The sequence below is a fragment of the Gordonia effusa NBRC 100432 genome (assembly GCF_000241305.1).
Lineage (GTDB): Bacteria > Actinomycetota > Actinomycetes > Mycobacteriales > Mycobacteriaceae > Gordonia > Gordonia effusa.
In genome coordinates, this window is record NZ_BAEH01000042.1 from 21,311 (window position 1) to 35,905 (window position 14,595).

Genomic DNA, 14,595 nt, shown 5'->3' on the forward strand with positions numbered 1-14,595 from the left:
TTTGTTGCTCGACCGCTGGAACTATCCCCGTGGTGGGAGCAGGCGCTATATGCCCGTCTGCTCGTATGAGGGGGACAGTTCCAGCAAACCCCTCCTACGCCAATCGCCGCGGACCAGCGTCGACCGCGCTGGGCACCGGTCCGATTCGGATAGTCGCCGACAGAACCGCGGCACCGTCGGGCGTCGCCAGGATCGGGTCGCAGATCACCTCACGTACTTCTGGTATGTCGTCGACAAAAGTCGAAATACGTTGCAGCAGTTCCGCTAACGCGTCTTGGTCGACGGTCGGCCCGCCGCGATAACCAGTCAACAGAGGCGACGAGCGTGGCGTTGTGACGAGTTCTGCGGCATCGACATCGGACAGTGGCACTGCCCGGTAGCCAATGTCGCCGAGCAGTTCGAATGTCGCGCCGGAAAGACCGAAAGATATAACCGGACCGAACGCGGGATTGTCCGACGCCCGAATAACGGTCCCGACACCCTTGGGCGCCATCTTCTGCACGTGCAGGGTCGTGTCGCCGGTGAGTTCGGTCAACTCGGCAAATGCGGTGACCACCGTCGTCGCGTCAGGCAGATCCAATCGCGCGCCTTCGCGGTCCATCCGACCCCGCCACTGCTTCGACGTCGCTTTGACCGCGACCGGAAAGCCGAGTTCCCGCGCCGCGGCCGACGCCTCGTGCATCGATCCGACCACCCGGAACGGCACCACACGCACGCCGTAATGCGCGAGTATCGCCGCCGATGTCACATCATCGAGTGTGAGCGTGTCCCCCGACGCCGGCAGCCGCGACAGAATTGCGGTACGTGCGGCCTCTGGGTCGATATTTGCGAGTCGGAGGATCTCCCCTTCCGGCCGCTCGCGCCATCGGGCGTAATGCCACGAACGTGCTAGGGCTCGCGCGGCCCGCTCCGGACTCGAATACGACGGAATCGAGCCGCGTACCGGAGTTCCATGTGGACCGAACACCGACAGCGTCGGCAAGATGCCTTCCACGCCAAGGAAGGTCGACACGATTGGCTTGTCACTGCCTGCCCCGGCGTCGACAAGAGCCCGTGCGTGCTCCTCGCCGTGTACTTCCACCGGCGGCACAAACACCACGATCACCGAGTCGACGTCACCATCGGCGACGGCCTCGCCGACCGCGGTGTGGAATGCGCTCGGCGTTGCGGCGGGGCCGAGATCAATGACCTCGGAGGTGTCCAGTCCAGAATGGCGCGCCACATCGGCGGCCAGCGCACCCAACGCACTCGAGTTGCCGATCACCCTCGTGCGCGGGCCACGGGGCAGCGGCTGATACGCGAATAGTGTTGCGCTGTCAAACAATTCGGAAATCGTCTCGACTTGGATTACACCGGCCTGTTCCAACACCATCTGCGCGACTTTGTCGTCGAAGGATGCCTGCGACGCTCGCTCGGCCCGCATCTGACTCATCGCGCCGCTGCCGGTTTTCACCGCGACGATCGGTTTAGTTCGCGAGACCCGGCGTGCGATCCGAGAGAACTTGCGCGGGTTACCGAAACTCTCCAGGTACAGCAACACCACCTCGGTCGCTTCGTCTGTGTCCCAATACTGCAGTAGGTCGTTGCCGGACACGTCGGCGCGGTTGCCCGCCGAAACAAAGGTGGACAATCCCAGTTGCCGGCGGGCAGCAGTGTCGAGAATGGCGATGCCCAGCGCACCGGACTGACAGAAGAAGCCGACCCGGCCGGTAGCCGGAATACGCGGCGCCAGAGTCGCATTGAGCGCCACGCCGGGGTCGTTGTTGGCAACGCCGAGCGCGTTGGGACCCACCAAACGCATGCCATGCTCACGGACCTGCGCGACCATCCGCCGCTCGTTCTCGAGTCCCTCACCACCGCTTTCCGCGAATCCGCCGGATACGACGACGAGTGTGCGCACCCCCTTGGCAAGACAATCGTCGAGGACACTATCGACAATCGCGGCCGGCACCGCGACGACGGCAAGATCCACTGGATCGGGAATATCGCGTACCGTCGGATAGGCGCGGATCCCGCGGACCGACTTCGGCCGGATGTCATCGGCAGTGCCCGAGCGCCGAGGGGGCAAATGCTGTGCAGCCGTAGACTTTTCATCCGAAGCGGCGCTGACAGCACCGGGGTCGGGGCCGTGCCCCGGCCCGTTGACCGGGTAAATCGGCCCGGTGAATCCACCCAATGCGATGTTCGCAAGCAGAGTGTTACCGACCTTGCCGGGATCGGTGGACGCGCCGATGACGGCCACCGACCGCGGGCGCAAGAGGTTCGCGACGCTGCGCGCCTCCGACGCGCGTTCCCGTGCGTTGCGTACCGATCGTTGTGCCTCGGTCGGGTCGATGAGGAATTCCACGTGCACCGTCGAACCGTCGAAACTGCGAGTCAGTTGATAGCCGGCATCGCGGAAGACCACAACCATATTCGGGTTCTCGCTGAGCACCTCCGCCTCGAACCGGGTGATGCCATTCTCGGCGGCGGCGCCGGCGAGATGTTCGAGCAATATCGGCCCAAGGCCGCGTCCCTGGTGTTCGTCGGCCACGACGAAGGCCACTTCCGCCGATCCGGGCTTCCCGGTTTCGGCAAGTCCCTCATAGATTCCGATCGCAATGATCTCGCCGCCGAGTTCGGCGACCAGTGCCACGCGCTGCTGGTGATCGACAGTGGTCGTTCGAGCGATCTCGCGCGGCGACAGGGTCGGCGTCGGTCCGAAATACCGCAGGTAGCGAGTACGTTCAGAGAGTTTGCCGTGGAATTCGACGATGCGATCGGCGTCGTCGGGCACGATCGGGCGCAGGTGCACTACCCCGCCGTCGGACGCCAGCACGTCGGCGATCCAATGCCGCGGATACGACCACGCCTGTCGAATCGCGGGAGTGACCTCATCGGTCTCATCCGCCGCGGCGCGCTCGGCGGGCTCGGGTGCGCTATCAGTCACGCGGATCCTCCGGATCAAGTCCATGCAGCGGCAAGACCGCACGTCGGGTAGCCAAAATCGAGCGATCGGTCTGCAGTTGGGCCTTCTCGGTGATGCCTTCCGGCGGAACCTGACCGGTATCGCCATCCCACGGCACGTAATTCACATCGCCGCCGTCCGACATCGTCGCCTCCGGTGGGCGTGAATAGTCCGAGTGCACGTCGTCGGCGATGGTGCGTGCGCCGGCCAGCCACTCGTCGCCGATGACCGTCGCCGGATCGACACTGCGCCCGAGGGTTGCGGCGATCAAATGCGTCCAGATTCGCGGTACGACGTTGATCACGCCGTACCCGCCGCCGCCGACGGTCAGCCATCGACCGTCGCAATAGCGGTCGGCCAGATCGCGCATCGCATAGATGGCAGCGCGCTGACCATCGACGGTGAGTGACAGATCGGTCAGCGGATCGGCGCGATGACTGTCCGCGCCGCATTGGCTGATCAGGATCTGCGGTTTGAACTCCGCGAGCAACGACGGTACGACGCTGTGAAATGACCTGAGCCACAAGCGGTCTGATATACCCGGCATCAGCGGCAGATTCACCGCGGTTCCCGCTGCCGCGCCTTCGCCGACCTCACTTGACCAACCGGTCCCGGGCCACAGAGTCGCCGGATGCTGATGCAACGACACTGTCATCACCCGAGGGTCGTTGATGAACTCCAACTGCACGCCGTCACCGTGATGGGCATCGATGTCGACATAGGCGATCCGGTCGAATCCGTTGTCCAACAGCCATTTGATGGCGACCGCGCAGTCGTTGTACACACAAAAACCGGCTGCGCGCGACGGCATCGCGTGGTGCATACCGCCGCCGATATTGACCGCGCGACGCACCGACCCGCTCGCGATCGCACGCGCGGCGGCGAGGGTGCCGCCGACCAACAACCGCGATGCCTCGTGCATCCCGTCGAAGATCGGGTTGTCGGCATCGCCGAGGCCGAATAGCCGCTCAAGTAGCGGTCCCGATAGCGCCGCCGTCCCGGCACCGACGGCGCGAACCGCGTCGATGTAGTCGGCGGTATGGACCACTTTCAGCGCTTCATCGTCGATGTCGATCGGCGGGATGGGGTCGACGCCGTCGAATACCCCGAGACTCCGCGCCAACGACACGGTCAGCGCTAGCCGCACCGGGTTCATCGGGTGCGTATACGCCCACTTGTACGACAGGTAGCCCTCGCTCCAGATCACCGCCGCGTCATTCGCTCCGGGACCACTAGTGTCGTCACTCACGCCTGGATGTGCCACGGTGATCAGGCTAGGCCATTGTTACGACATCACGGTGCCGCGCGCCGGATTCGGTTGCCGCGCTGCCGAATTCTCCCCTCACGGCAGTACTGGCTTCGGCGAAGGACCATCGACGCTGTGCCACACCGCGATAACCTCACCGCCAACCGCGGCACGCTAGTAGTACTCTGGTAGCTCAGGAGCGTGCAGTGCTGCCACGAAAGGGAACTGGGGCGACGTGAACGATTTGGTCGATACCACCGAAATGTATTTGCGCACAATCTATGACCTCGAAGAAGAGGGCATCGTTCCGCTGCGCGCACGGATCGCCGAACGTCTCGAACAGAGCGGACCCACGGTGTCGCAGACGGTGGCACGAATGGAACGCGACGGCCTGCTACACGTCGCTGGCGACCGTCAACTCGAACTCACCGACAAGGGCCGCGAACTGGCCATCGCGGTCATGCGCAAACATCGCCTCGCCGAGCGTCTGCTCGTCGACGTGATCGGTCTGCCGTGGGACGAGGTACACGACGAAGCATGCCGCTGGGAACACGTCATGAGCGAGAGCGTCGAACGCAGGCTCGTCAATGTGCTGGAGAATCCAACCACGTCGCCATACGGCAACCCGATCCCCGGGTTGGAACTTCTCGGCGTAGAGGGTGTGCCCGCGGTCGATTCGGCCTGCCGAGTGTCCGACCTACCGCAAGGCGACGCGGTCGCGGTCGTGATCCGGCGACTGTCGGAGCACGCGCAGTCCGACCAAGAGTTGATCGCGAGCCTGCGTGAGGCCGGCGTCGTGCCCAACGCGCGTGTCACCATCAGCGGATCTCCGCGCTCGTACACCATCAACACGCCGGGCCATGAAGGTCTGGTGCTATCCACCGAGATGGCGCACTCGATTTTCGTCGAAAAGGTCTAGTCAGCCCGCAATCGGCAACGTCGGTCGAGGCATGTCCACACCGAGTTCTTCGGCGATCCGGTAGGAGTCGCCGATGAGTTCCCAGAGTAACGCCGGACGTAGTCCGGCTCGCAGCGCACGGTCGAGCAGAATCGCGAATGACCAGTCACGATCGGCGCCGAGCGCGATGTCGAGAGCTATCCCGGCGAGTGCGCCCTCACCGGCGATGTAGTGCAGATGCGCCAGTAGCGTCGCCGCGCTGGCTCGGCCTCGTCCGCGTAGTACCTGGGTGAGCTCTCGCCATATTCGCTCGGCCGGCTCACGCAGATCACTAATCGCCAAGACCAACAGCGCATCGCGTACTCGCACGTCGGTTACTACCCGATGCCATGTTGCCATTGCGGCACAAGGCATTTGGACTGCCGTCGACCGCGTGCCGCTAGCCAGGACCGACACTGCATCGTGGGCAAAAGCGAGCAGATCGGCCTGTTCCTCGCGCGTCGCGCGAGACATTTGGGTAAGCGCGTCAGCCGAGCAATTCGGGTCGTCGCAGTGCGACTTCTCGACCAACTCCTGACTCATTTCGGCGCGCCGTCGCAGTACCGGGCGACCACGTCGAACCGCTCGATCCAGTGCGGTCGGCGACGTCGTGGGGTCGGCCAGGGAGCCGGCGCCCGGGGGAGGCGCCAGAAACCGCGTCGGCGGCCCGGCAAAGACCGTGTGCCACTTGCTACCGACTGCATATTCCCTGGTCGCGTAGGCCGCCGCAAACCCTCCGGTGGGAGCAAACGGAACCGCGATCTGCGCGATAATGGAAGCGATCTCTGGTGAATCAGGTGGATAACGATCATCCACGATCACCGCCACCACAGCCGCGGCATCGTACTGCCGACAGATCGTCGCCAGGTTGTCGACCACACCGATGAACTCAGGCCGCACCACACCGCCGGCGTCGAGGAGCAGGTCGTGTCGCATCGTCGAATTGATCGAGCCGTCGTCGTCGAATGCGACGAGAACCAGCGACCGCTCCGGCATGAACCCAATCAGTCCACCTAAGGCATCCAGGAGTACGTCGGCGTTGAGAGCTTTGTTAGTGCTGTTTGTCGTCATCGTCCAATAGTGGGACGCGAAACTGGTTGCGCAAGAGCCATTTTCGCTACGACGGCGTGTCGTCCACAGTTGGTATTTCATCCACGGATTTACCTGGACCGATGCATGTCATGCCTCAGCCGAACGCTGCCAACACCGCCTTGGCGAATAGGGCATCGAGATCGGCGGTCGCCGTCGCGGAGACCTGCGCCGGGTCGGCGTTCGCGGCTGCCGCCGTTGCCACACCGCGGTACACAACGTAGACCCGCACACCATCGCGTTGAGCCAGATAGGTTTTGGACGCGATACCAAGCGAGGAGTCACCCGTGCCGCCAGGCCCCGAGCCACCCGTTGTCTGTGTCCGCGCGATCCCAAATGTCGACACACCGCTGGCCGAGGGCGACTTCGGGAGATCGATCTCGGCCTGCCGCACTGTCGACAACGCTCCGGCGGCGTTGGTGCGCACATACGACTTACATTGCGCCACTTGGCTTTCGACATCGGACAACGGTGTACTCACGCGCGTGGTCACCACCGTTAGTGTGCCCGGCAGCGCCGACGACGCCGGCAACTGGGCAACCATCACCGCACTGTCCGCCGGATTGGACGAGAGTGACTTGGGCGCACAACCGTCAGGTTCGACTCTCCCACCGCGAACGTCGCCCACGACGTCGGAGATAACCGCGGTGCGCGCGGCACCCTCGACACTCGTCGGAGTCAGATGCGCCGGAAAGTCCGTCGCGACGACCATCCGGGCGCTGATGTCGGGATGGGAGTCGCCTTCGACGCTGCACGCGCTGCCCGTCAGGATCGCACTGATCAGCGCAGCCGTCATCAGCCATCGCACCGAGAGCCTTCGTGGACCGATCACAGCGCACAAGTCTGCCAGCAATCACCACCTATTCCGGGAATCAGGCGCCCCCTCGGTGCGTTGCATGAGATCGATACCGATCAGTCAGATTCGGAAATCGAACGTCGACTCGAGGCGCTGCCGCGTGATGGCACGGCGAATGGATTCGCCTAGCCGGGTGCTGGTGAGGGACAATGGTCATTTCACCGGTCGGCACACTCGAGAAGAAGGAGGCATGACAATGGATGAGAAGCCAGAGCAGAGCTCACTCTACGAGTTGGAGTTCCCGGCGCCCGAGATGTCTGGACCGCCCGAACGCGGCCCAGTGCTGATTCACGCACTTGAGGGCTTCGCGGACGCCGGTCACGCCGTCGCATTGGCGGCCGAACATCTGCGTGACAGCCTGGAATCTGAGCTCGTTGCGACCTTCAACACCGATGAATTGATCGATTACCGCTCGCGTCGCCCGATAATGACCTTTTCCGGCGAGGAATTCACCTCGGTTGATATGCCGAAACTGACGATGCACGCGGTCCGGGACAACGCGGGCGTTGGATTCCTGTTGCTGTCGGGCGCCGAACCAGACCTGCGCTGGGAACAGTTCGTCGAGGCCGTACGGCGTTTGACCGAGCAATTTCGGGTGACCGATGTCATAGGTCTCAACGCCATCCCGATGGCGGTCCCCCATACCCGGCCGGCAACTATCACCGCGCACGGAGATTCCGAACAACTCGGTGGTCTACCCCGATGGGGTTCGGAGATGAAGATCCCGGCGTCGGCGTCGATGCTGCTTGAGTTGCGACTCACCGAGCATGGCTATCGCGGTGCGGGCCTATCGGCCCACGTGCCTCACTACCTGTCGCAGACAAACTATCCGGGTGCCGCGGCACGCTTGGTGGAGACCGTCGCCGACGTCACCGGCCTCAAACTGCCGATTGCCGCGCTGGACAACGCCGCGGCGACGGTACGTGAGCAGATCGACAGCGAAGTGTCGGGCAATAGCGAGATCCAGTCGGTGGTGTCGGCCCTGGAGTCGCAGTACGACAGCTTCCACGAAGCAGCTCAAACGCAGGCATCGCTGCTTGCCGCCGACGAGCCGCTGCCCAGCGGCGACGAACTCGGCGCCGAGTTGGAGAAATTCCTCGCGCAACATAACCGCGATCAAGAACAGGGCGATGCTGGCGACACCTCCGGCACTATCTGACCCCGCCTCTCGCGCGGACTTCGACGAGGACCGGGCGTTCGAGGAGTTCTCCGACTGGGTGGAAGGCCGCGGCCTGCAGTTCTATCCCCATCAGGAAGAAGCGCTGCTGGAGCTGGTCGGCGACTCGCATGTCATCTTGGCGACGCCAACCGGCTCGGGTAAATCACTAGTCGCGACCGGCGCGATCTACTTCGCGCGACATCGGCACCGCCGCGCCTATTACACCGCGCCGATCAAAGCACTGGTCAGCGAGAAGTTCTTCGAACTATGCGATGCCTTCGGAGCCGACAACGTCGGGCTACTCACCGGCGACGCCTCGGTCAACTCCGATGCACCGATCATCTGCGCCACAGCAGAGGTCGTCGCCAATATCGCTCTGCGCGACGGACCCGATAGCGATATCGGCCTGCTTGTCGCCGACGAATTTCATTACTACGGCGACCGGGATCGCGGTTGGGCATGGCAGGTGCCACTCATCGAGCTGCCCGACACCCAGTTCCTCTTGATGTCGGCCACGCTCGGCGATGTCTCCTTCTTCGTCGATGACCTCACCAAACGCACTCGTCGGCCGACCGCGGCCATCACTGGTACTACCCGGCCGGTGCCACTGGAATACGCCTACGCGCTCACACCGATACACGAGACGATCGAAAAGCTCGTCGACGCCGGACGCGCCCCGGTCTACGTAGTGCATTTCACTCAAGCCTCAGCCGTCGAGCGGGCCCAGGCTCTCATGTCAGCGAAGGTTGCCGACAAGGAGCATCGAGCTCGTATCGCCGAGGCAATCGGCGATTTCCGCTTCGGCACCGGCTTCGGCGCCACGCTGAGCAAGCTGCTGAGGGCCGGCATCGGCGTACACCACGCCGGAATGTTGCCGCGCTACCGACGGTTGGTCGAGCGGCTTGCGCAGCAGGGGCTCTTGCGGGTGGTCGCGGGAACCGACACTCTCGGCGTCGGGATCAACGTACCTATTCGTACAGTGCTGCTGGCCGGACTGTCCAAGTACGACGGCACCAAAGTCCGGCGCTTGTCCGCTCGCGAATTCCACCAGATCGCCGGCCGAGCGGGGCGGGCCGGCTTCGATACCGTCGGGTACGTCGTCGCGCAGGCACCAGAGCACGACGTCGAGAACGCCCGCGCTGTCGCCAAAGCCGGCAGTGATCCTAAGAAGGTGCGAAAAGTGGTGCGCCGCAAGCCTCCCGAGGGTTTCGTCTCGTGGGGCGAGCAGACTTTCCTCACGCTGACCACCGCGCCCAACGAGCCCTTGCGGTCGCATTTTCATATCACGATGGCGATGCTGATGGAGGTGCTCGCTCGGCCGGGTGACTGTTTCGCAGCACTGCGTCATCTGCTGGAAACCAATCACGAGACGCGCGCACGACAGCTCAAACACATCAAACACACCATCGCGCTGTATCGGGACCTACGCCAGAGCGGCATCGTGAATCAGTTGGCAGAACCCGACCGGTTCGGCAAACATGTCGCACTTTCGGTTGATATGCCGGAGAATTTCGCCCTCACCAACCCGCTGTCGGCGTTCGCGTTGGCCGCATTTGACCTGCTCGATGCCGAATCATCGACCTATCCCTTCGACGTGCTGTCTGTCGTTGAAGCAACTCTCGATGACCCGCGACAGGTACTGCTCGCTCAGCGCAAGGCTGCGCGCGATATAGCCATCGCCGAAATGAAGGCCGACGGCATCGAATACGAGGAACGGATGGCTCGACTCGAGGAGATCACCTGGCCGCAGCCGCTCCTCGACGAGATCACGTTTGCCTTCGGCGTGTACCGGTCGAGTCATCCCTGGGTCGGTTCATTTCCGCCATCGCCGAAATCGGTCGCGCGTGAAATCCTTGGCCGGTCAAAGACATTCAACGAGTTCGTGTCCGAGTACGGGCTAGCGCGCAGCGAGGGAGTGTTGCTGCGCTACCTCACCGATGCGTATCGAGTACTGCGATCGGGTTTGCCGCAGAGCGTCGCATCCGACGAGGTGGTGGAACTTACCGAAAGACTCGGCGCGATGGTGCGCGAAGTCGACTCCAGCCTGCTTGACGAATGGGAACAGCTGACCACGGTCGGCTCGGAATAGTTGCCGTTGATCTGACGTTGAGTCTGGCTATGGCACTTCAGGGAGAATACGCACCGAGCACATCAGACTGGGCCCGTAAACAAGCCGAGACCATCGAAGAATCTGGCGGGACCACCGGAACTTCACTCAATGGGATGGCGGTGATCGTGCTGACGACCGTCGGCGCGAAGTCGGGCAAGTTGCGTAAGAGTCCGCTAATGCGGGTTGAGCACGACGGTGAGTATCTAGCGGTTGCCTCACTTGGCGGTGCACCGAAGAATCCGCAGTGGTACCACAATGTCGTCGCACATCCCGAGGTCGACGTGCGTGATGGCGAGCAGGTCGGCAGCTACACGGCACGGGAGATCTCCGGTGCCGAGCGCGACATCTGGTGGGAGCGTGCGGTCGCGGCATTCCCGAACTACGCCGACTACGCCACCAAAACCAGCCGAGTAATTCCGCTGTTCGTACTGACGCCAAACAACTAGATCGGCGCACCGGTCCCCCGCCCCTTCCGCAAACCCGACTCCGCGCGACATCCCCGACCCGATTTCCGGGTCGGGGATGTCCTATCGAGTCGGGTTTGCGGATAGGCCTAGAGCTCCTCGACAACACCGGTTTCGCCGACGACGCTCTTTATCGTCTCGGCCAATGCGGCGAAAGTCTCAGCGCGGCGCGATGATTCGCGGTAGACGAGCCCAATTTCGCGACCGGGCCGTGGTTTCGCGAAGGTCGCCGTGCCCAGCCCACCACCCGACGTCTCAGCCCCCACCGCTGTCGCCGGAATCAGAGTGACGCCGAGTCCACCCTCGACGCACTGCACCGCCGTCGCCAACGAAGCTGCCCTCGTCTGACCGATCTCCGGCCGAAACCCGGCCAACCGGCACACTTCGAGCGCCTGGTCGCGAAGACAATGCCCTTCGTCGAGCAGAAGCAGCGGTAGGTCGATCAACGACTGCGGATCGACCCGTTTGCGACCCGACAGCGGATGACCAGCGGGCAGCGTCAAGACGAAATCTTCACGGTACAACGGGATTTCGACGATCCCTCGCGCCTCGGTCGGCAACGCGAGGAGTGCGGCGTCGAGCGTCCCCTCACGTAGCTGATCGAGGAGACGAGCCGTTTGGTCTTCGACGACACGCACTCCCAGTTCAGGTAGGTCGGCGGCAATGCCACGCAGGACCGCTGGCAAAACATAGGGAGCGACCGTTGGAATCAGTCCGAGGCGCACGGCTCCGGCCAACGGGTCGTCGGCACCGCGGGCGGCGACCATGAACGCGTCGATCGCATCGACCGCCACGGTCGCCTGCGCCAGCAGCGTCTCACCGTCGGGAGTCAAGAAGACACGCCGAGTTGAACGCTCGATGAGTTGAGTACCCAGCCCGGCTTCCAGCGCGGCGAGCGCCTGGGACAGCGACGGCTGGCTAATCCCCAATTCCGTTGCCGCAGAACCAAAATGCCGCTTTCTGGCGACGGCGACGAACGCCCTCAGCCCGGCCGGAGAGGGCTGATAACTTTGATCGGTCATGCCTATCAGTGTAGTGCTTATCATCACGTTTCGTTTTCGTTGCAGTTCGGGCAGGATGGAGAAGTAAATCCTCTAGTCGAAACTTTGATTGAGCTTAGGAGCGCACCACAATGGCATTGCTGACCATCGGCGATCAGTTCCCCGCATACAACCTCACCGCAGTCATCGGCGGAGATCTGTCGCAGGTTAACGCCCAGCAACCCGACGACTACTTCACCCAGGTCTCCAGTGACGACCACGAGGGCAAGTGGCGCATCATCTTCTTCTGGCCCAAGGATTTCACCTTCGTCTGCCCCACCGAGATCGCCGCCTTCGGCAAGCTCAACGACGAATTCGCCGATCGTGACGCCCAGGTCCTCGGCGCGTCGGTCGACAACGAATTCGTCCACTTCCAGTGGCGCGCACAGCATGACGACCTCAAGACCCTCCCCTTCCCGATGCTCAGCGACCTCAAGCGTGAACTCGCTTCTGCCGCGGGCGTTCTCAACGCCGACGGTGTCGCCGATCGCGCGACGTTCATCGTCGACCCCAACAACGAGATTCAGTTCGTCTCGGTGACCGCGGGGTCGGTCGGACGCAACGTCGACGAGGTACTGCGTGTCCTCGACGCCCTGCAATCCGACGAACTGTGCGCATGCAACTGGCGCAAGGGTGACCCGACCATCAACGCGGGCGAATTGCTCACCGCCAGCGTCTGATTCATCCCTAGCGACAGCAAGCAAACCAGACCAGGAAGTACGGAATGAGCATCGATAACCTCAAGAACGCACTCCCCGAGTACGCCAAAGATCTCAAGTTGAATCTCGGTTCGATCAGCCGCACTACCGCGCTGAACGAGGACCAGTTGTGGGGCACCCTGCTGGCCACCGCCGCGGCGACTCGAAATGCCCGGGTGCTGTCGGAGATCTCCGACGAGGCCGCCGACACTTTGTCCGCCGAGACCTACAACGCCGCACTTGGCGCCGCGTCGATCATGGGCATGAACAATGTGTTTTACCGTGGTCGGGGTTTCCTCGACGGTAAGTACGACGACCTGCGTCCGGGCCTGCGGATGAATATCATCGGGAATCCGGGAGTCGACAAGGCCCTGTTCGAGCTATGGTCCTTCGCGGTGTCGTCAATCAATGGCTGCGGCCATTGCGTTGCGGCACACGAGAATACGCTGCGCGAGGCAGGCGTGGATCGGGAGGCGATCTTCGAGTCGCTGAAGGTCGCATCAATCGTCGCGGGCGTCGCCCAAGCGATTGCGACCACCGAGGTCTTGGCGAAGGCCTAGAACACATCATCACCCAATTGGGCCGGTCATCTCATCGGATGACCGGCCCTTTTGGTCCGTGCCGAATGGCGGTCGTCGCGTCAAGGTCTCCCTCACCCCGGCCGGGTTAGAGAACGTCGTTGTCTCACCACGTCTCGATACACCGCGTCTCGCAAGCTCGTCGCGGCACTCGACGATCGCACGGGGCAACACCACACCCTTGTCGCAGCACTCGGTGCCCTCTTCGCGGCACTCGACGACCGGCTCAGCCCAGCGCGTCGGAGAAACGCTGAGCCAGTTCACCAACCTGCTCGGTGGTCATGACAAATGTCGGCGAAACCTGAAGGGCACCTTGGCCTGCCGCGCGTGTTACCACGCCTTGTTCACGCAGGCGCAGCACCGCCGCAGGCGCGGTAGCCGGATCGGCCAGCTGCACCGCGGCTACCGCCCCGAGTCCCACGCGTACCTCGCTGACCGCGTCGAGCCCAGCCAGTGGGGCGAACGCCGTCGCGAGGTCACCCTCAAGTCGGGATGCCTCGGCGAGCAATCCCTCGCGCTCGATGATGTCGAGGTTGGCCATCGCCGCCGCCGCGGCACCGGCATGGCCGCCGTAGGTGTAACCGTGGCGGAACCAAACACCGCCGCCGTGGAATGGCTCGGCGATCCGGGGCGCGATAAAGACCGCACCCATCGGAACATAGCCTGACGTCAGGCCTTTGGCGGTGGTAATCATGTCCGGTTCGAGACCGAATCGTGTACTGGCAAACCAAGATTCGGCGCCGATGCGACCAAACCCGGTCACTACCTCGTCGGCTATGAATAGCACGTCGTTGTCGCGGCAGATGGCTCGCACCTCTTCGAGGTAGCCCTCCGGTGGCAGGTAGACGCCACCGGCGCCGATGATCGGCTCGCAGAAGAACGCGGCGACGCGCTCGGCTCCCACCCGCTCGATCAAACCGAGCAGACTCTTAGCGTCGTTCCAGTCGACGGTCTCGGTGTCGGGCAGGAACTCGCCGTAACCGTCATGGTTAGCAGGGATTCCGGCGAGCGACGTACCACCGATATGCATGCCGTGGTAGGCCTTAGATCGCCCGACCATGATGGTCTTCTCCGGCTTGCCGACTTCGCGCCAGAAACGACGCGCCAGTTTTGCCGCGGTCTCCACTGAATCACTACCGCCGGACGTGAAAAAGATCTTGCTGCCGGCGACCGGCGCGATCTCCGAGAGCCGATTCGCGAGATCTAAAGTGACGTCGGCGGTCATGTCGCCGAACCCCGAGTAGTGCGCGAGCTTGCCGAGTTGCGCGGCCACCGCTTCGCCTACTTCGGTGCGCCCGTGGCCGATATTGGTGAACCACAATCCGGCCGTCGCGTCGAGATACTGGTTACCGTCGGCGTCGAATACGTGCGCGCCAGCGCCGCGCGCGATCACAAACGGACCCGCGGCGTTGACCGCTCCCATGTCGGCAAAACCGTGCCACAGCGCATTAGTCATGGCCTACATCATGCC

At 63.2% G+C, this 14,595-nt stretch carries 12 protein-coding genes; 6 read left to right on the top strand and 6 right to left on the bottom strand.

What is annotated here, in order from left to right; all coding sequences use genetic code 11:
* Positions 1–94 precede the first annotated feature (94 nt).
* On the bottom strand, positions 95–2,929 hold the full coding sequence (locus tag GOEFS_RS07370) for a bifunctional acetate--CoA ligase family protein/GNAT family N-acetyltransferase (RefSeq protein WP_007317271.1): 2,835 nt from the start codon (positions 2,927–2,929) through the stop codon (positions 95–97).
* Positions 2,922–4,211: an acetoin utilization protein AcuC gene (locus GOEFS_RS07375; RefSeq protein ID WP_007317272.1), complete on the bottom strand. Its 1,290-nt coding sequence runs from the start codon at positions 4,209–4,211 to the stop codon at positions 2,922–2,924. The genes GOEFS_RS07370 and GOEFS_RS07375 overlap by 8 nt, the downstream gene beginning before the upstream one ends.
* Positions 4,212–4,428: 217 nt before the next feature.
* On the opposite strand from GOEFS_RS07375, the gene GOEFS_RS07380 reads away from it, so the two are divergent.
* Complete coding sequence (locus tag GOEFS_RS07380) at positions 4,429–5,112, top strand: iron-dependent transcriptional repressor DtxR (RefSeq protein WP_007317273.1); 684 nt, start codon at positions 4,429–4,431, stop codon at positions 5,110–5,112.
* Here GOEFS_RS07380 and GOEFS_RS07385 read toward each other — a convergent pair whose 3' ends face one another.
* Positions 5,113–6,201, bottom strand: coding sequence for a DUF4192 domain-containing protein (locus GOEFS_RS07385; RefSeq protein WP_007317274.1), 1,089 nt, complete (start codon positions 6,199–6,201; stop codon positions 5,113–5,115).
* A gap of 115 nt (positions 6,202–6,316) precedes the next feature.
* Positions 6,317–7,015, bottom strand: coding sequence for a hypothetical protein (locus tag GOEFS_RS07390; protein WP_050949819.1), 699 nt, complete (start codon positions 7,013–7,015; stop codon positions 6,317–6,319).
* Between the two features lie 256 nt (positions 7,016–7,271).
* Here GOEFS_RS07390 and GOEFS_RS07395 point away from each other — a divergent pair, with 256 nt between their 5' ends.
* The 3 genes from GOEFS_RS07395 to GOEFS_RS07405 are packed head-to-tail and all read left to right on the top strand — an operon-like array spanning position 7,272 to position 10,790.
* On the top strand, positions 7,272–8,234 hold the full coding sequence (locus GOEFS_RS07395; protein WP_007317276.1) for a PAC2 family protein: 963 nt from the start codon (positions 7,272–7,274) through the stop codon (positions 8,232–8,234).
* Positions 8,206–10,323 (top strand): DEAD/DEAH box helicase, encoded by a 2,118-nt coding sequence (locus GOEFS_RS07400; protein WP_007317277.1) that lies wholly within the window; start codon positions 8,206–8,208, stop codon positions 10,321–10,323. The genes GOEFS_RS07395 and GOEFS_RS07400 overlap by 29 nt, the downstream gene beginning before the upstream one ends.
* A gap of 29 nt (positions 10,324–10,352) precedes the next feature.
* Positions 10,353–10,790, top strand: coding sequence for a nitroreductase family deazaflavin-dependent oxidoreductase (locus tag GOEFS_RS07405; RefSeq protein WP_007317278.1), 438 nt, complete (start codon positions 10,353–10,355; stop codon positions 10,788–10,790).
* A gap of 107 nt (positions 10,791–10,897) precedes the next feature.
* Here GOEFS_RS07405 and GOEFS_RS07410 read toward each other — a convergent pair whose 3' ends face one another.
* Complete coding sequence (locus GOEFS_RS07410) at positions 10,898–11,830, bottom strand: hydrogen peroxide-inducible genes activator (protein WP_040524695.1); 933 nt, start codon at positions 11,828–11,830, stop codon at positions 10,898–10,900.
* Between the two features lie 110 nt (positions 11,831–11,940).
* Between GOEFS_RS07410 and GOEFS_RS07415 the strand changes: the two genes are divergently transcribed.
* Both GOEFS_RS07415 and GOEFS_RS07420 read left to right on the top strand, forming a co-directional pair.
* A complete protein-coding gene (locus tag GOEFS_RS07415; protein WP_007317280.1) occupies positions 11,941–12,528 on the top strand; it encodes a peroxiredoxin in 588 nt (195 codons plus the stop codon).
* A 44-nt stretch (positions 12,529–12,572) separates the two neighbouring features.
* Entirely contained in the window at positions 12,573–13,106 is a 534-nt protein-coding gene (locus tag GOEFS_RS07420) for an alkyl hydroperoxide reductase (RefSeq protein ID WP_007317281.1), read from the top strand.
* Between the two features lie 244 nt (positions 13,107–13,350).
* Here GOEFS_RS07420 and GOEFS_RS07425 read toward each other — a convergent pair whose 3' ends face one another.
* Positions 13,351–14,580, bottom strand: coding sequence for an aminotransferase family protein (locus GOEFS_RS07425; protein ID WP_007317283.1), 1,230 nt, complete (start codon positions 14,578–14,580; stop codon positions 13,351–13,353).
* Positions 14,581–14,595: the final 15 nt, after the last annotated feature.